At 45.1% G+C, this 16590-nt stretch carries 20 protein-coding genes; 4 read left to right on the top strand and 16 right to left on the bottom strand.

The window, feature by feature from the left end; translation table 11 throughout:
- The first annotated feature begins 54 nt into the window (after positions 1 to 54).
- Positions 55 to 1047, top strand: coding sequence for a group II intron reverse transcriptase (locus tag C7B77_RS08485; RefSeq protein ID WP_106302798.1), 993 nt, complete (start codon positions 55 to 57; stop codon positions 1045 to 1047).
- A 222-nt stretch (positions 1048 to 1269) separates the two neighbouring features.
- On the opposite strand, the gene C7B77_RS08480 is transcribed toward C7B77_RS08485, so the two are convergent.
- Positions 1270 to 1881 carry a chromophore lyase CpcT/CpeT gene (locus C7B77_RS08480; protein ID WP_106302795.1) on the bottom strand — a complete coding sequence of 204 codons (612 nt, stop codon included), beginning with the start codon at positions 1879 to 1881 and terminating at the stop codon, positions 1270 to 1272.
- Between the two features lie 65 nt (positions 1882 to 1946).
- Here C7B77_RS08480 and C7B77_RS08475 point away from each other — a divergent pair, with 65 nt between their 5' ends.
- Positions 1947 to 2876, top strand: coding sequence for a cobalamin-binding protein (locus C7B77_RS08475; RefSeq protein ID WP_106302792.1), 930 nt, complete (start codon positions 1947 to 1949; stop codon positions 2874 to 2876).
- A 149-nt stretch (positions 2877 to 3025) separates the two neighbouring features.
- Here C7B77_RS08475 and C7B77_RS08470 read toward each other — a convergent pair whose 3' ends face one another.
- From C7B77_RS08470 to C7B77_RS08450, 5 genes are all read right to left on the bottom strand, one after another.
- Positions 3026 to 3277 (bottom strand): rod-capping linker protein CpcD, encoded by a 252-nt coding sequence (locus tag C7B77_RS08470; RefSeq protein WP_106302789.1) that lies wholly within the window; start codon positions 3275 to 3277, stop codon positions 3026 to 3028.
- Between the two features lie 126 nt (positions 3278 to 3403).
- Entirely contained in the window at positions 3404 to 4270 is an 867-nt protein-coding gene (locus C7B77_RS08465) for a phycobilisome linker polypeptide (protein ID WP_106302786.1), read from the bottom strand.
- A gap of 181 nt (positions 4271 to 4451) precedes the next feature.
- Positions 4452 to 5270, bottom strand: coding sequence for a phycobilisome linker polypeptide (locus tag C7B77_RS08460; RefSeq protein WP_106302783.1), 819 nt, complete (start codon positions 5268 to 5270; stop codon positions 4452 to 4454).
- 114 nt (positions 5271 to 5384) lie between these two features.
- The gene (gene cpcA / locus C7B77_RS08455) at positions 5385 to 5873 is read right to left on the bottom strand and encodes a C-phycocyanin subunit alpha (protein ID WP_015161142.1); all 489 of its coding nucleotides are present in this window, start codon (positions 5871 to 5873) and stop codon (positions 5385 to 5387) included.
- A gap of 65 nt (positions 5874 to 5938) precedes the next feature.
- Complete coding sequence (locus C7B77_RS08450; RefSeq protein WP_106302780.1) at positions 5939 to 6457, bottom strand: C-phycocyanin subunit beta; 519 nt, start codon at positions 6455 to 6457, stop codon at positions 5939 to 5941.
- A gap of 640 nt (positions 6458 to 7097) precedes the next feature.
- Between C7B77_RS08450 and C7B77_RS08445 the strand changes: the two genes are divergently transcribed.
- A complete protein-coding gene (locus tag C7B77_RS08445; protein WP_106302777.1) occupies positions 7098 to 7841 on the top strand; it encodes a phycocyanobilin:ferredoxin oxidoreductase in 744 nt (247 codons plus the stop codon).
- A gap of 216 nt (positions 7842 to 8057) precedes the next feature.
- Here the strand turns inward: C7B77_RS08445 and C7B77_RS08440 are convergent, their stop codons facing one another.
- From C7B77_RS08440 to C7B77_RS08390, 10 genes are all read right to left on the bottom strand, one after another.
- Positions 8058 to 8810 carry a phycoerythrobilin:ferredoxin oxidoreductase gene (locus C7B77_RS08440; RefSeq protein WP_106302801.1) on the bottom strand — a complete coding sequence of 251 codons (753 nt, stop codon included), beginning with the start codon at positions 8808 to 8810 and terminating at the stop codon, positions 8058 to 8060.
- An 88-nt stretch (positions 8811 to 8898) separates the two neighbouring features.
- Positions 8899 to 9630, bottom strand: a complete 732-nt coding sequence (locus C7B77_RS08435) for a 15,16-dihydrobiliverdin:ferredoxin oxidoreductase (RefSeq protein WP_106302774.1) — start codon at positions 9628 to 9630, stop codon at positions 8899 to 8901.
- A 95-nt stretch (positions 9631 to 9725) separates the two neighbouring features.
- Positions 9726 to 10079 (bottom strand): CpeR family transcriptional regulator, encoded by a 354-nt coding sequence (locus C7B77_RS08430; protein ID WP_106302771.1) that lies wholly within the window; start codon positions 10077 to 10079, stop codon positions 9726 to 9728.
- 12 nt (positions 10080 to 10091) lie between these two features.
- Positions 10092 to 10697, bottom strand: a complete 606-nt coding sequence (locus C7B77_RS08425; protein WP_106302768.1) for a chromophore lyase CpcT/CpeT — start codon at positions 10695 to 10697, stop codon at positions 10092 to 10094.
- Between the two features lie 108 nt (positions 10698 to 10805).
- A complete protein-coding gene (locus C7B77_RS08420; RefSeq protein WP_106302765.1) occupies positions 10806 to 11339 on the bottom strand; it encodes a phycobiliprotein lyase in 534 nt (177 codons plus the stop codon).
- Between the two features lie 46 nt (positions 11340 to 11385).
- On the bottom strand, positions 11386 to 11829 hold the full coding sequence (locus C7B77_RS08415) for a rod-capping linker protein CpcD domain-containing protein (RefSeq protein WP_146138241.1): 444 nt from the start codon (positions 11827 to 11829) through the stop codon (positions 11386 to 11388).
- Positions 11830 to 11837: 8 nt separating this feature from the next.
- Entirely contained in the window at positions 11838 to 12599 is a 762-nt protein-coding gene (locus C7B77_RS08410; protein WP_106302759.1) for a phycobilisome rod-core linker polypeptide, read from the bottom strand.
- Between the two features lie 272 nt (positions 12600 to 12871).
- Complete coding sequence (locus tag C7B77_RS08405) at positions 12872 to 13609, bottom strand: phycobilisome rod-core linker polypeptide (RefSeq protein ID WP_106302756.1); 738 nt, start codon at positions 13607 to 13609, stop codon at positions 12872 to 12874.
- 50 nt (positions 13610 to 13659) lie between these two features.
- Entirely contained in the window at positions 13660 to 14508 is an 849-nt protein-coding gene (locus C7B77_RS08400) for a phycobilisome linker polypeptide (RefSeq protein WP_106302753.1), read from the bottom strand.
- A 594-nt stretch (positions 14509 to 15102) separates the two neighbouring features.
- Positions 15103 to 15570, bottom strand: a complete 468-nt coding sequence (locus C7B77_RS08390) for a DUF2656 domain-containing protein (protein WP_106302748.1) — start codon at positions 15568 to 15570, stop codon at positions 15103 to 15105.
- A 212-nt stretch (positions 15571 to 15782) separates the two neighbouring features.
- On the opposite strand from C7B77_RS08390, the gene C7B77_RS08385 reads away from it, so the two are divergent.
- Positions 15783 to 16590: pentapeptide repeat-containing protein (locus C7B77_RS08385; protein WP_106302745.1), on the top strand; the 808-nt coding region annotated here is incomplete at its 3' end.

The following is a 16590-nucleotide window of genomic DNA, read 5'->3' as shown; positions in this document are numbered from 1 at the left end:
CACGTCCGGTTTGGGGAGAGGAATGAAGAAACACATAAACCGTAAGGTTTAGAGGTGCGCTTTGTTCCTACTCCATTATCTCCACTGCTGGCTAACATCGGGTTGCATGGTCTAGAAACATTCATAATGACCACCAATCAAGTTAAAACCAAATGGAGTGATATCATCTACCCCGTAAAAGTAGTTAGATATGCTGATGACTTTATTGTCACAGCCAAGGAAAAAGGAAGCCTTGAAACTGCCAAAATTCAGATACAACAATGGTTATCAGAAAGGGGTCTAGAACTCAGCTATGAGAAGACAAGAATAACTTCAATCGAAGAAGGTTTCGACTTCCTCGGTTTCAACCACCGCCACTATGACGGCACTATCCTTATCAAGCCATCTAAGCAAAAAGTCCTAGACTTCTGCAAACGAATCGGCAAAGAAATTAAGGAACTAAATGGATATGAACCTGAGCTAGTCATTAAGAAACTAAACCCCGTCCTCAGAGGATTCACTAACTACTATAAATCTCAAGTTAGCTCTGAAGTTTTCGGATACATCTCACATAGACTGTGGAACTACCTCTGGAAATGGGCACTTCGTAGACATCCTAACAAGGGTAAGAAATGGGTCATAAGAAAGCACTTCAGAACTATAAAAGGCAAAAGTTGGGTGTTCTCTTGCACAAGCAAGGATAGACGAGGAAATGAAAATATTTTATCTATATTTTCCCCCGTCGATACCCATATCGAACGCCATATAAAAGTTAAAGGTACTTCCTCACCAGATGACCCCTCATTAAAAGATTATTGGGAAAAACGCAACCAAAAAAACGGCAAGAGCAAATGGGAACGTAATTCACGTAACTATAAAATCGCTCAAAACCAAAATTGGAAATGTCCAATCTGTGGCGAACCACTAATCAATGGGGAGGAACTGGATACCCATCACATAATTCCTGTCGCTCAAGGTGGACTAGACGACCTAGAAAACCTTCAGCACTTACACGCAGCGTGTCACAGACAGGAACACTCTAAATCCAAGTTCTCTCGCTTGAAGTAAGGCTTGAGCCGGATGAGTGCGAAAGTCTCAAGTCCGGTTCTTAGGGGAGGGGAGAGCGGCGACGCTCGAACCTTACCCGACTCGATCTAAATCAGGACGCTTTTGCTAATTATGTTTATCGATCGGATCTAAGCCAATATCGCTTCCTTTGGCACCGATCCTCCACTATCAGGCTCGTGGGTATTTGTCTTGACAACTGACCAAACACTCGTCCCTTGTCTTCTAATTTATCGAGGCAGCTTTATCGACCTGAATTTCATCAGCAAAACTCACCTTTTGAGTGAATTCAAATGGCCCCGCGATCGATCCCCAGATATGTTCGTCGGTTTCAATATCGCGACCGCGATCGAGGCTAATTAGGTGTCCGGGCGAAATTTCAAAGCTATTGTCCAAATAAGTCTCTTTGCCATTTCGAGTCACCTTGCAGCCCTTTCCAGGCTCGACATAGCCCTTAAATGTACTGCCAGTCCATTCGGTTATCATCGTGCAACCGGACATCTTAATCAGCTTATCGTGGGTAAGCTGTTGAAACATTTCTGGTTTGCGGGCGGCTCCATAAAATTCGGCTTCTGGATCGATCGTATAATGCTCGATTTCGATGCGATCGTTGATGATGACAAAGTTTAGCACCCGCAAGCGATAGGGATTTTGGAGCATAAAGTCATAAGCCTGTTCGAGAAATAAGCTCACTCCATCAAACAACTCATAAGGTAGCGGACGCATACACACCCGAATATGCGCGAAAAATGGTGGGTTTTCAATTGCTTGCGCTTGATTGCTAAAATCGCCAGCCATCCAGCGCGCCAAGGTAGGAATATCGGTAGAATGAGTCATAGTGGAGGTCTAATGTTAATTACTGTCGATTTTACTGGAACTGCACGATCCTATTTTCACAATTTATGACTCAATTAGCACCACTGCGGCTGGTTTCACTCTTGCCTAGTGCCACGGAAATTATCGCTTGTTTGGGATTGACCGATCGATTGGTAGGAATTTCGCATGAATGTGACTATCCCCCTGACATTAAAGATCGAGCTGTCTGTACTTCGGCGCGACTATCGATCGATCGGTCGAGTGGTGAAATTCATCAGGAAGTCGATAAACTACTCACAGCAGCCATGAGTATTTATGAAATTAATCTCGATGTGCTGACCCAATTGCAACCTACTCACATTATCACTCAAGACCAGTGCGATGTTTGTGCTGTCAGCTTTCCGGAAGTAGAAAAAGCTGTCGCAAAATTAACTAATAGTCACCCCCAAATTATCTCACTCCAACCAGACACGATCGCGGATGTTTGGGCAGATATTCAACGCGTGGGTGAAACTTTAAATGTCGATTGGCAACCGATCGTTTCAACTCTTCAAAAGCGAGTTAAAACTTGTCAAACCCAATGTCAAAATCTCCAATCTCAGCCCCCCAAAGTTGCCTGTATCGAGTGGACAGATCCGCTAATGTTGGCAGGCAATTGGATTCCCGAATTAGTAGAAATGGCAGGTGGCAAACCGATTGGTGGCATTACCGGACAACATTCGCCGCGAATTAGTTGGGATGAATTGGTAGTTGCCGATCCCGATACCATTATCTTCATGCCATGTGGTTTCGATCTCGATCGCACTCGCATCGAAGCACAACCGCTAACTCAACATCCTCAATGGCAACAGCTCGCAGCAGTCAACCAAAATCGAGTCTACATCACCGATGGTAATGCCTATTTCAACCGTCCCGGCCCTAGACTAGTAGAATCTCTAGAAATTCTTACCGAAATCCTCAATCCTCAAGTCTGTCATTACGGTCATTATCAAACTGGTTGGGCTAAATTCTCTTAACGAAGGCAGAAGGCAGAAGGCAGCGATTCGCGATCGTCTTAAAAGGGGAGATTTACGGGTGCGATTGTTTCGATAAAAACGGGTCGATTTTACAATCGACCCACATGGTAACTATTAGATATCGCTCGTAGGATCGCGATCGATTAAGACTAGGATTCCGACGCTAGAGGTTTGGAGCCTAGTGGTTGAATACTGACGATTTTGCCACCCATGCGCAAAATTTGCTGCATTTTCTCATTCATGCGATTGTAAGGAACTTGCACGAAGGTATTCGCACTAGTCCGAACCTGCACGTTAGATTGGATCGCGTCGTTTTGCTGCAATCCAGCTACTTCATAAACAAAGATTCGACTATTTGCTGTCGCGGTCGAACCTCTAGTAAAAGATGATTGTCCCAACATTATTTGTTTGCTCCTGCGATCGTCAAAAAGTGGAGATGAGAAATTAGTCGATGTGTGAGAATGAGCCGTAAAAACGCATTCTCACACTAAGATCGACTAAAATTAATTCAAGTTAACAAACCGAAGTTATGCTACGGTAACGCTAGCGACTTTGCCACCAATCTTGTTGATGTACTGGAGCGTACTGTTGAGTTGGTCGTAGGAAACAATAAACTCTTTGTTGCTCCGGCGAACGCGAGGATAACGGGGCAAACTGATACTCGCTACTTCAATGCGATAGAGACGATTGGACTCGCCGATAGTCGAACGACCGAACACGCGAGTGGGAGTCGTGCTACCAGCAGCACCTTGATAAGCAAAGCCATCGTTGCTACCAGAAGGTGGAATTATCGCCGAAGTAGTATTGCTACCAAGTTCGCCAGCCAAGCGGGACTTAGTACCAGCAACTTGGGATGTATCGCTATTGGCGTAACCGCGATAGAGTCGGAACATCCGGGTAAATCCGGGCATTTTTTGACCCACTTGGTACGTGAAGCTGCGATAGTAAGGGACGATCGTGTCGCCAAAATTCTCGTAGTATTCCTGAGAATCGATATAAGAATCGATATCGGCATCGTAACCCTGCTCTTGATAGCGATCGAGATGTTCGATTACTTCAGATTCATCGTAAGGCGCGCGACCGAGTAAATGTTTGCAGTTTAATTCGATCGTCCGTGTCTGAAATGAATTGTACAAAAATTTGTTTTTGTATAACTCAGATTTGGCGACACCGCGCACGAAATCTCTGACGGTAATTTGACCGTTACAGAGGAGGGATTCGAGTCCAACTAGTCGCTCGCTTTCCATTAGATAGTCATTACCTAATACCTGACGGTAGACAGCACGAATGATGATTTGGGCATCTGCTGCCGACCAATTGGTGCGTAATTCGATTGGCTTAATATCGCTATAGGCACTGGTGCCTAAGCGTGAAGCTCCGGTGGTAATTGGCACAGGTTTTACTCCTTGGATAGTGGATAGTGGATAGTGATTCGCGCTCGTCGGGTTCCCCGACGGTTAAGCGAATCAAGACAGTGAATAGTGGTTAGTGGTTAGGGGCTAGTTTTTAAGATTGAGGATGCTTGCGTCTTCAATCCGTACACTATTCACTATTCACTATCCACTATTCACTAAGCTAGGCTCGATCGATACTCAAGATCCGGCTCCCACGCTGATTGAGGCGTTGGAGAGTAGCAGAGAGTTGCTCGTAGCTAACTAGTAACTCGGTGGAACTACGCCGGATTTGAGGGCTGTTAATGCGGTTGGTTTGGACGAGCCGCACGCGATATAATTGCGCGCGATCGCCTTTAATACTGCCAGCCAAGCCGCGTCCCAAGCTGGGAGTGCGGATCGCAGTTGCGGTATTCCGACCGAGTTCTTCGGTCAAAGCACCAGCTTTGTTATTGCCTTGAGCGCGATCGCTATTGGCATAACCTTGATATAGTTGGAACATGCGAGTAAAACCCGCACTGGTTTGACCCCGTTGGGTGGCAAAACCGCGATAGTAAGGCACTGTGGTGTCACCAAAGCAGTCTTGATATTCCATCGAATCGATGTAAGAGTCGATTTCGGCTATGTAACCACGATCGACAAACCGATTGACATGCTCGGTAATTTCGGCTTCATTTGCTGGAGCGCGACCTAATAAGTGCTTAAAGTTCAGTTCGATGAACCGCACTTGGGGAGTTGAATAGAAAAATTTTTGTTTATATAGTTCTGATTGTGCCAATGCGCGGACGAAATCTCGCACGCTCATATCGCCCTGTCGTAGGAGCGATTCGGCACTGGTTAGTCGTTCGCTTTCCATAATGTGGTCGTTGCCGAAGACCTGCCGATAAGCAGCCCAAATTACAGCCCGAACATCATCTTCTGAAGGGTAGGGTCGTAGTTCTACTGGCGAGGCACCAGCAAACGGCTCGAATCCTAACTGTTTGGCGGCCATAGAGCTTGTCATAATTTCCACTCCGATTGCGTATAGTTACAACAATCCCAGAGCCAGAGGATATCCTTCTTTCCCATTCTTAATGAGCACGAAAGACAGCTTCCAGTTCTGGGATTTGGATGTCAATTAGCTTAAGGCGTTAATTGCGTAATCGATGTAGGAATTAGCTTCGCTGGCAGAGTCACCAGAGAGACCGTGGTTAGCTTTCACATATTTGAGAGCTTCAACATACCAGCTAGGAGACAGGTCGAAGGTGGAGTTGATTTCAGCCAAACCGCCAATGAGGTAGTCGTCCATCGGGCCAGTGCTACCAGCAATTAGGCAGTAGGAGATCATCCGGACGTAGTAACCGATGTCACGAGCGCACTTCGCTTTACCACGAGGGGTAGAAGCATAGTTGTTGCCCTGCATGGTAGTGGTGTAGGGGAATTTTTGGTAAACTGCATTTGCAGCACCATCAGCCAAGCTTTGAGCTTTACCAGCTAGAGCTTTAGCAGCATCAAGGCTAGCAGTTGCTTGACGAATGCGACCAAAAGCGACTTGAAGTTCGGTGGAACTCAAGAAACGACCTTGGGAATCAGCGGTAGCTACAGCTTCGGTTAAAGGAGTTTTCATAGTTGACTTAATCTCTCAATAAAATGGTTGTATTCGTGCAAAAGGTAACGAGAAATCGATACAGACTAACCGACAGCAGAAGCTGCGCGATCGAAGTAACCGCCTAACTCAGCCATCAAGGAGCTACAGTCACCTTTAGTGATACCGTTGGGGTCGTTAGCAATCGCAATTGCGGCTTCTTTCATTTTGCTTACACCAGCAGCAACGGAACCACCAGGAACGCCAAGTGCCAGGTAAGTTTCGCGCAAGCCATTGAGACAACGATCGTCGAGGACGGATGCGTCACCAGTGAATGTTGCGTAAGTAACGTAGCGTAAAATGATTTCCATGTCGCGCAAACAAGCAGCCATGCGACGGTTGGTGTAAGCGTTGCCACCAGGCGCGATCAGGTTGGGTTGTTCGTCAAACAATGCGCGAGCAGCGTTAGCGACGATTGCAGAGGAGTTGGATGTAATCCGGTTGACAACATCAATGCGTTTGGTACCATCAGCTACCATTGCTTTGAGAGCATTAATCTGAGAATCGCTAGCAAATGTACCTTGGGCATCTGCTTGAGCAACTACTTTAGTAAAAGCATCTAACATCTTAAGGAAACTCCCTACGTTGCAATAAAATTTATTTCAATAAAACTATAAATTCCCGATCGCTTAATCGATGATAAATTGCCAGGAATTCATTTCTTTTGAACTACGCTTGATTAAAGCAGTCTTGTTGTGCAAGATTTGTGCAGAGATCGGATCGACCTGCAAAAAATGCAATTAAAAAATGTTAACAAACCGACAAACCCTTGCAGAATAATCAATTCAGCAGATGAGAGAAATTTTCTAATTGTAAACAGATCGTTGCATTAGTTCAGATTTAGCAACACATTTTTCTAAAATACATCTAGAGCGGGGATCGCCTGTGCTACTGACGTTGTACTCAAATCTCCATCTACCCAAGAAGTGCCATGCTTTTGCACGTAATCTGCACGAACGATCGGCGAAGGTAATAAATTAAGGCAAGATTAGAGAGTGAGGATCTGGTTAAAATTAGTTTTTGTCAGGAGATATTCAGCCGATCGTTCGAGCGTTTGCAGTTTGCGCTGCTAATATTTTCGATCGTAAATCTTCGTCTCGGCTAGAAGATCGCTTCGATTGGTAAGCCAATTAACTTGACAAATGTGTAATGATTTAACAAACGATTCGATGTTTAAATTTACTTTATAAAACTATATTAAAAATTATGTCGATCTCGCTTCGCACCAAACAACATCCCCTCATCGCACAACTAGCCGATCGAATCGAACGGACGTGGCAAGAGTATCTAGATCTGTCTCCTTACAAAATCCCCCACGATTTAGGCTATGTCGAAGGTAGCTTGGAAGGCGAACGCTTAGTTATTGAAAATAAATGCCATCAAACTCCCCAATTTCGCAAGCTGCATCTCGAACTCGCTCAGGTAGGTAAGAATTTGGACATTCTCCACTGTGTGATGTTTCCACACCCCGATCGCGATCTGCCGATTTTTGGGGCAGATATCGTCTGTGGTAGAGGGACGATTAGTGCGGCAATTGTCGATTTGTCGCCAGTAAATCGCCATCGATCTTTGCCCGCGCAATACCAACTCTCGCTGCACCAACTCAGCACCACTAGCTTCTCTCAAGTGCGGGATTTGCCGTCGTGGGGAGATATTTTCTCGGATTATTGCTTATTCGTGCGTCCCACCGATGCCGATGAGGAAGCAGCTTTTCTGGATTATGTGCTGTCGATGCTAAAAATTCATTGCCAAATTGCCAGCAGCACGCAACCGACAACCTCGATGTCCGAGATTGCCAAGATTTCTGCTGGACACCAGTATTATTGCGATCGCCAGCAACAAAATGATAAAACGCGCCGCGTCTTGGAAAAATCATTTGGTGTCGAATGGGCCGATCGCTATATGACTACCATGCTGTTCGATTATGAAGCTTTGGTTGTTAGCTGCTAAATTTAGGGAAGATTTTCGCGATAACCAATCCCCTAATTGAGGAAAGCCTCTTAAGGATATTTGCTTCGTTTTTGCACCGCCGCCGATTGAAATCGGGGCTGATGATGCAAAGTCCGCCTACGCGGACTAACTAACTAGTCCGCGTAGGCGGACTTCGCATCACTAGCGGCGACTTCAGTCGCTAGCAGTTCTTAAACCACAAGTATTGGCATCGACTCAAACAGAATCAGCAGTTTCGAGCTGACGTTCTAGATCGAATAAAAAGCCGTGAATGTACTCTTCCGTCCACTCAGAACCATAAAAGCGATTGAACATGCCACGAGCGGGATCTTTTTCGGCTCGATAGCGCAGATAGCGCAACTGCGACTGTTTAATTGCGGCTAGAGCTTGTGGCTCGGTAACGGGTTCGGCGCGATCGACAAAATCTAAATATGCCTGGAGATACGCCTTAAATGCTTCAAATACATGGGTTTCGACTGCTTCATGCTCTTTTGGTCGCGTCCACAGAAAAGCAGGTGAGAAAAAGGCACTAGCTTCTTCGGGAAAATCACCACCCCATGGGAGATGCTGCTGATATGTCTCGAAAATTGGCAGAATGGGATCGCTATATTTAGCTTGATATTCGCGATCGTCCCGAAATAATGGCTGCATATCTAAGGCGATCAAGTGTCCACCAGGAAGTGTGACTAAATCTGCACCAAAAAAGGGTAAATCGTAGTTCAGGTGTGGGAAAATCACAAAATTCAATACCTGGAGCGCGTTACCGCCCTGGACGTGAGCGGCACGGATTTGGCGCAATTTAGGAGACTGATAGCCGTAACTGGTGGTTACTACCTCGTTTTCCTGTTTGCCTTTACCGACGATCGCCGATTTGTGCTCGAATCCGGCGGGAATTGGATAAGATTGTAGCTCCAAACGTTGCTGAATTAACTCGATCGCGTATTCTAGAAATGGTTGATAGAGTGTCATATTAATAATTGATAATTGATAATTGCTATTTAATATCCCCGACTTCTCCAAGAAGTCGGGGATATGGATTGCTAGTTATTGCTAAAAATTATTTGGTAACAGTAGCAGCTAGTGGCATAGCATCTTCAAACAAAAATCCATATAAGAATTTTTCCGACCATTCATGGCCGAAATAGCTACTAAATAAGCCAGATGCGGGATCGCGATCGGCACTATATTGATCGTAATCTTTTTGAGCTTTGGCAATCCGCTGAATGTCCGATGGATCTGTTAATTGTTCGCTGGTCGATAGCATCTCCCAGTAGAGATCGAGATAATCTTTAAAAGCTTCAAATACTCGCGTCTTGACAGTCTCCGGATCTGTTTTAGCAAACAATAGATATTTAGAAAAATATTGATTTGCATCATAAAATTTCATTTCTAAATTCTGAGCTAAATCTGGATACTTTTCGTGTAACTTTTTCAAAGGATGAATATATTTAGTTAAATAAGCCTCATCCTGAAATAACGGTTGAAAGTCCATCACAATTAAATTCTTGACTTGTCCAAAAGACAGGAAGTCAATACCCAGTAATGGTAATTCAGAATTATGACTGGGATAAATCACGCTATTAAAAATCTGGGCACTCGCACCAGCATCGATATAGGTATAGCGAATTTTTCGGAACTCGGGACACTCATAGCACCAACTTTTAATTGAAGCTGGATTTTTACCGCGCTCGCTCACCTGCGCTTCGAGTCCTGCGGGAATCAGCCGACTTTGAAGATCGAAACGTTGGAATAAGGATTGCTCTAAGTGATTGAGAAAAGGTTGATACATAAGTTTAATCTCGTTAAAAATATTGGTATTGATTTAATTGTGGTTACTAATGAGATTTAAGCTGACTGAATATTTATTTCTACACCCGAACTGGTTTAGACCCGTTCGTCAAATCTGGTGCGAAAACTGCCATACTTAATCCAGTAGTGATGGAGATCGTGATGGGGTGTTTGCAAACTTGCTTTCGATCGATATAAAATGACCTGTCGGCGATCGCCCATCCAAACTTTGCCGACCGAACTAACTGCAATTACGGCACCCCCCAATGCTTCGATACAGTCACCAAATCGTTCGACTGCGCTAAAATCAACAGTTTCATATATAAAAAAATTACCAGAATAAATGAGATGTCTGCTCCGAATCCAACATTGCATCTTTTTTTGCGCAATTGGCGGCAGAATACTCACTTTGGTAATAATTTCTGTTTTATTTTCGATCGATGTATTCATATTGTTGCCACCTTAAATCCGATCCAGAGGTAATTCCATTGCAAAACTTTGACACTTTTCAAATCGTAACTGGCCGGATGTAGACCCCCAAATTTGCTCGTGAGTATTTACATCCATACCGCGATCGAGACTAAACCAAGTAGTTTCAGTAATCTCTACTTCACTAATCAAATATGTCATGCAACCTTTTTTTTCAATTAAACAGCGATTCCCTGGTTCGACACCACCAAGAAACATTTCCCCCTCACGGTGAAAAACCATCGAACAGTGCTGGCGACGGGCGATATCGTTGGGCGTAATTGTCTTGAGGATCGATAATTCGCGAGCTGCACCTGCATAGCGAATCGGATCGATGAGACTATAATTTTCAATATAAATATCATCGCCACGATCTACTACTCGATGAATTCCTTGCCGATATGGCGTCCACAGATCGTGGTCGTAGACCTGTTCGGAATAAAACCCGATGCCATTGAAAAACTCAAATGGTAACGGACGAAAAAAGATGTGAATGTGGGCAAACTGTTGTGGTTGAGCAGAAGATTGTTGGCGATTACTAAAATCTCCGGCCATCCATTGACAAAGTGTGACTAAATTGGTGTTTTTAACTGAAGTCATAATTGACGCTGAATGATAAATCGATTAAATCGTCAATACTCCCTAAAAAAAGTTATGTAAAAGTTGAGAAAATAGGCGGGCGAAAACAATATCAAAATTTTTATATTATTAAGCTTTTGAAGATCGAATTTCGGATGAAAAGGAAGCTGTCACCACTCCACTACCAGCACTAGTTTTAATTAGCGACACCCGAAATCGTAAATTAGGATTGGCAAACCAAATTCTTTCTTCGGCGGCGGCGCGTTCGTATGCAGTAATTAATACGAAAGTGCCATCATCGAGAAAGTGATATTCGCCTGCGGCGGCGATGGTTTCAGCATAACCCTGGTCTCGGAGTAATTTGCCTCGCTGGGGCACTACTGGATCGGGAACTGGCACTAAAATGGCACTACCCTTGACTTCGGGATTATCTTCGTCCCAATCTGACTGTCCTTCCCATTTCATTTGAAAGGGTGCGACAGCTTGACTAGGATCGACATCATAAGCTTGGCACAGCTCGACGACGGCGGGATCGTTGCCAGAGAGCATGTCAATATCAATAATTGATTGGACTGCTTCAAAGTGACTAAAGGCCATGTGATGAGCACTGCGTTGCGATCGCCATTGCCCGATCGACTGCTCGACAAACTGTATAATATCCATCAATCTTGAGTACTGAAACCTACCAGCCGAAATTTGTTTGAGCTATTTATCTTTTATTGTTTTTGCCACCCCGTTTCGATCGATCTTGGGTCGATTTTGGCTCGGTACGAGCGACAGTTGCTGCTGGAGACTGCGGTTTGGAGTTAGCTGTGGTAGAGACTGGAGCGGCAAGCGGTGGTAATTCGGCTACAGCAGCATTTGCTGATAGCTTGGTCACTTCAACTACCTTACCTCCCGATCGATGAATGAATTGCATCGTCCGCGATAGCGAAGCAAACGGAACTTTCATCGAGTACGATCCCGATCGAATCGGTGAGTGAGATGACATATTAGTCACATCAATTTTGACCGTATAATCTACCATTTTTAACTCCCAAGATTTATTCAATTTATGCTTGACTCTCAATTGCGATCGGTTCAAAACAACATCAACTCGATCGCAATTATTAACTGAGCCATTAGGACGAGGTTCTGATGGCTCAGTTGTCAAGATTTTAGCTAAGAAACTTCAGTGATACTGAGGATTTTGCCACCAGTTTTCTGAATGTTTTGAATTTGTTTAGACAACTGACTGTAGCTAACTTCAAAGCTGGCATTGCTCTGAGTTACCCGCGCGCCAAATTTCGCCTTGTTGACGGCAATTCGGAAGCGTTTGCTGGTATTAGCATAAGCAGCACCACTAGCTGGGAACCCGATCTTTGTCGCCCGATTGCCTGCAATATCGCCAATTAGTTTGGCATTTTTGCTAGCTGCATCATACGCCGCAAATCCACGATCGAGAGCAAAAGTGCGGTTGAAATTAACATTCTCGATCCCTACTTGGGTGCGATTTCCCTGCGAGCTGGGGACGATATTTTCGCCGAACTTAGATCCATATTCATCGCTGTCGATGTAAGAATTAATTTCAGCTTCATAACCCCGCTCGTTATACAACCGCACGTGGTCGCTAATTTCTGCTTGGTTAAGCGGAGCGCGACCGAGTAAATGCTTGCAATTTAGTTCGATAAATCGGTAAGCAGAGGAAGTCTCAAAAAATAGCGAACGATAGAGATCGGATTGCGCGATCGCACGAATAAATCCACGCATATTAATATCGCCATTCCGCAGCATTGATTCTGCACTGGTTAAGCGTTGGCTTTCCATTACATGGGCATTACCCAAGACTTGACGATAAGCAGCGCGGATCGCAGTTTGTAGATCGTCTTCAGAAGCATTATTCCACAACTCGGTGGCGTCGATATTGCTAACCCAAAGTGCCATGATGATTACTCCTAATCAAAAATCGATCGTGTAAATTTTATCTGGTTTCTCGATCGTGCAATTGCCTGGAAGAGAAACAACCCAAACATCTACTTAAAAAATATTTATTTTATTGACTGTAGCAATCCTAAATCTTTTGGCAGATCGAATTTTCAACTCAAAATAGGCTCAAAGCTCGATCGATCCATCGAGTTAGGATTGCTAAGTGGATGTACTAACCTCGATTTGCAGTAGTTTAAACCTGCGGCAATTCTCTAGTGAAAAATTGCGGTTTAGACAACTTCTGTAATGCTGACAATCTTGCCACCACTACGATTGATGCGCTGAATTTGCGAAGTCATGTTATCGCCAGCGACACGATATTCTGTGGTGCTACGACGACGAGGACTATCAAATTTAGAGCCTGTGACCAGAATCTTGAAGGTTTTCTGGTTGGCTTGACCGGAACCGCTCAAATTAACGCCAGCAGCTTTGATTTTATTACTGGTACCAATTTGGGCTGCGGTGACAGCACTGCTAACCTGTGCGGGGCCGCGATCGAGCGCGAACATCCGGTTATAAGTTACCTGAGACTGACCGACTTCCGTGCTAGCACCACGATTGTATGGCACCACATTTTCGCCAAAGGTCGCCTGATACTCTTCGCTATTGATGAAAGAATCGATTTCAGCATCGAAACCTTCAGCGACACAGCGCACGATATGCTCGGAGATTTCCGCTTGAGATGCAGGCGGACGACCCAAGAAGTGCATGAAATTTAATTCTACAAACCGATTAGGAGCGCATTTCTCGAAATAACGCGTGCGGTAAAATTCGGAAGTACCGACAGCACGAACGAACTCGCGCACCGAGATATCGCCGTTAGCCAGTTGCGACTCAGCCGCTGTTAAGCGTTCGCTCTCCATCACATGAGGATTGCCCAATACTTGCTTGTAGACTGCGCGAATAATCGTTTGGACTTCTTCTGTAGAGCGCGTCGGCCACAGTTCGAGGGGTGTCATTGTTGCCATGATTAAAAATTGACTCCTTTAAACATTTTTAAACGATCGATCGACTAACCTTAGACAGCCGTGATACTGACGATCTTGCCGCCTTGCTGGTGAATCCGTTGATATTCTGTGGAGAGTTTATCGTAGGAAACTAAATAAACCTGATTGCTCTGGCGGAATTTGGAGATTTTGTTAAATGCTTTGGCACGGTAACCAGTGACTTCGATCCGGTACACTTTACCACCCTCAGTAGCGTTGGGGCCGAGGAGCGTGCGCGCACTACCAGATGGATTGCGGAAAGTAGATCCTGGCTCTACTACTGCTGTTGCAGTAGCATTAATTACCAAACCATTCAGCTTGGGAGTTTTACCAGCGAGATCGGCTTTGAGGGAGCTAGTCGAGGCACCGCGTACCAGTTGGAAGGTATGAGTAAAACCAACCATGTGAGTAATGGCTTCGGTTTTGTAGCCGCGAATGTAAGGAACGATGTTTTCCCCAAAGGTATTTTGGTATTCATCGCTATCTACATACGAGTCGATTTCGGCATCAAAGTCACCACCGTCTAAGATGGCACTGTGAGCTTTCATTTCGTCGTAGCTGTTAGGCGCACGACCGAGGAAATGCCGAAAGTTTAGCTCGACAAACCGATAGCGAGGACAATCTGCAAACCGAGATTGATACAGGTCGGATTTGCCCACAGCGCGGACAAATTCGCGGACGCTGAGTTCGCCACGTTTGAACTGAGATTCGGGAACGGCTAACCGTTCGCTTTCCATGACATAGGCATTGCCTAGTACTTGTCTGTAAACAGCCAAAATCAGTGTTTCGATTTCGTCATTAGAACGACCCGCTACCCATTCTTGGGGCGGGGTTTCGTCAAACAAACTAACGCCTAAGCGCGATGCTGGTCCAAAGGTCATTTATGCAATCTCCTAGTAAACGAAAAGAGCCTGAAAGGATGTCCGAATGGCACGATCGAATCGCGACTGTTAAAAATCGTAGATTCGCTTCACTTTCATGCTACTAGCCACTTACAATCGACTCGATCGATCTGTTCGGGCATCCTCATCAGCGCAATTATCTCAAAATGTTAAGATAATTATGAATTTTCTATGGCTGTATAAAATAGAGTCAAATCGGCTGTGTTCTAAGTTCAGTGTGAAAATATCTGTCATCATGCCTAAGCGCAACAGAGTATTTTTGGATGGTGCTATTAGCGAAAAGCCTTACATAGCAGTTAATCCACATGGCGTTAGCGCACGACCTTTCAAACTAGATCGGGGATCTAGGACGCTGCTCGCTAAAAATGAGTCGCGTCACTCTTTGGCCAAGATCGTTCGTATTGCACGAAATGTGCACATCTAAATTCTCATCTAAGAACGATGTTAAAAATATTAAGAATTATAGACTTACACTGTAAAAAACAAGTTACATTCGACAATATCTTCCTTTTGCTCGATCCACAAACTGGAAATACTCGATCTGAGATGCCTGACAGGTTATTTGCTTGTAGATTACAAATCGCTCGGTAATTGCACCTTAAAGATACTATCAGTAGGCTTCTGGGCGATGGTGGTATCCCAATCGATTTTAGTCAAAAACAGTTCGCCACTAACAGTTTCGACGACATCGACACCCCATTGTCCGGGTTGGAGCGCGTCGGGATCGGGACTAGTGGGTGGCGTGGTTTTGATGCCACCTAGAATTAGAATATCGGCGCGATTTCCGGCGGATTGCTGGCGATACTGGGCAAGGATGCGGGCACATTCAGCTCCGACAGCTTGAGGATCGAGATCGCGATCGAATAAAATCTCCATAATCCAGTGCGGATGAGCGATCTCGCGACATTGAATCCGAGTGTCATCGCTCGCTCCCGCCCGAAAAATTTCGGTAAATTCTTCCCGACTAATGCCTGCTAGACGGCCATCTGTGATATCAAAATTATGGGACAACAACATCCGTCCCCGATCGAGATTATCCACATTGCCTCACTTTCGATCTAGAATAACTGGGATTCCCCAGCGGTCAACAGATAGATTAGCACCGATCGCTCCCCGATCGATTGGAGAATTGATAATTGCGGATGCAACCACGCGGAGGTCTCCTCCGCATGTGTTGCACCAAGCAGATAATTGCCGCTTCTTGTTTGCATCGCGGCTGAGGCTTTACACCTATTTTCTTGGTTAAAACATTCATGGATCGCCAACAAACTGTATCCTCGATCGATCGTCGCATTCAAGATAACCAGCAGATTTTTGAGGCATTAGCAGCCGGAACATCTGGAGCTAATGCCGACTTATACCAAGTTAATTTGAGCGAGAAAGCTTTGCCTCAAGTCGATTTGCGCCATGCGACGCTAATTAGAGCCAATTTCAGTCAGACAGATTTGACTGGGGCAAATCTCGCTGGTGCAGATTTACGCGGAGCCAGTCTCGATCGAGCGATATTGAAAGATGCTAACTTAACAGGAGCCTGTCTGGTACGGGTAGATTTGAGTGGGGCAGATCTGAGTGGAGCAGATTTAACCGATGTGAAAATGCAGGGCGTTAGATACGATCGACATACTATTTTCCCAGACAATTTTAACTATAAATCTTCCGGCGCGATCGGCCCTGGAGCTAGATTAAATGGTGCCCAGCTCAATACCGCCAATTTGCGCTACATCGATTTGCAAGATGCAAATCTACTAGGTGCTTACTTAGGTGGAGCCGATCTCACACAGGCTAATCTCCAAGGCGTGCGCCTGAGTCAATCTGACTTGCGGCGGGCATTTTTAACCGGAGCCTGTTTGCGAAAGGCGGGATTGAATGGTGCCAATTTAGCTGGTGCAGACTTGCGCGCCGCAGATTTAACAGATGTAGAATTCGATCGATTAGAAAGCATCGCCGGGGCAGATTTTAGCCACGTACTGGGACTAACAGATGAAATGCGATCGCGTCTACTCAGTTATCCAGCCCAGGAATTAGAAACGTATAATTCCTTTACCCGCAATACTACTGGAG

The organism is Chamaesiphon polymorphus CCALA 037 (assembly GCF_003003845.1).
Taxonomy (GTDB): domain Bacteria; phylum Cyanobacteriota; class Cyanobacteriia; order Cyanobacteriales; family Chamaesiphonaceae; genus Chamaesiphon; species Chamaesiphon polymorphus.
This window is presented reverse-complemented; position numbering and strand designations above follow the sequence as displayed.

Bases quoted from the DNA above. Each gene is read 5' to 3' on its own strand.
- C7B77_RS08480 (WP_106302795.1), bottom strand. From the start codon at position 1,881: ATGACTCATTCTACCGATATTCCTACCTTGGCGCGCTGGATGGCTGGC.
- C7B77_RS08475 (WP_106302792.1), top strand. From the start codon at position 1,947: ATGACTCAATTAGCACCACTGCGGCTGGTTTCACTCTTGCCTAGTGCC.
- C7B77_RS08470 (WP_106302789.1), bottom strand. From the start codon at position 3,277: ATGTTGGGACAATCATCTTTTACTAGAGGTTCGACCGCGACAGCAAAT.
- C7B77_RS08460 (WP_106302783.1), bottom strand. From the start codon at position 5,270: ATGACAAGCTCTATGGCCGCCAAACAGTTAGGATTCGAGCCGTTTGCT.
- cpcA (WP_015161142.1), bottom strand. From the start codon at position 5,873: ATGAAAACTCCTTTAACCGAAGCTGTAGCTACCGCTGATTCCCAAGGT.
- C7B77_RS08450 (WP_106302780.1), bottom strand. From the start codon at position 6,457: ATGTTAGATGCTTTTACTAAAGTAGTTGCTCAAGCAGATGCCCAAGGT.
- C7B77_RS08445 (WP_106302777.1), top strand. From the start codon at position 7,098: ATGTCGATCTCGCTTCGCACCAAACAACATCCCCTCATCGCACAACTA.
- C7B77_RS08440 (WP_106302801.1), bottom strand. From the start codon at position 8,810: ATGACACTCTATCAACCATTTCTAGAATACGCGATCGAGTTAATTCAG.
- C7B77_RS08435 (WP_106302774.1), bottom strand. From the start codon at position 9,630: ATGTATCAACCTTTTCTCAATCACTTAGAGCAATCCTTATTCCAACGT.
- C7B77_RS08430 (WP_106302771.1), bottom strand. From the start codon at position 10,079: ATGAATACATCGATCGAAAATAAAACAGAAATTATTACCAAAGTGAGT.
- C7B77_RS08425 (WP_106302768.1), bottom strand. From the start codon at position 10,697: ATGACTTCAGTTAAAAACACCAATTTAGTCACACTTTGTCAATGGATG.
- C7B77_RS08420 (WP_106302765.1), bottom strand. From the start codon at position 11,339: ATGGATATTATACAGTTTGTCGAGCAGTCGATCGGGCAATGGCGATCG.
- C7B77_RS08410 (WP_106302759.1), bottom strand. From the start codon at position 12,599: ATGGCACTTTGGGTTAGCAATATCGACGCCACCGAGTTGTGGAATAAT.
- C7B77_RS08405 (WP_106302756.1), bottom strand. From the start codon at position 13,609: ATGGCAACAATGACACCCCTCGAACTGTGGCCGACGCGCTCTACAGAA.
- C7B77_RS08400 (WP_106302753.1), bottom strand. From the start codon at position 14,508: ATGACCTTTGGACCAGCATCGCGCTTAGGCGTTAGTTTGTTTGACGAA.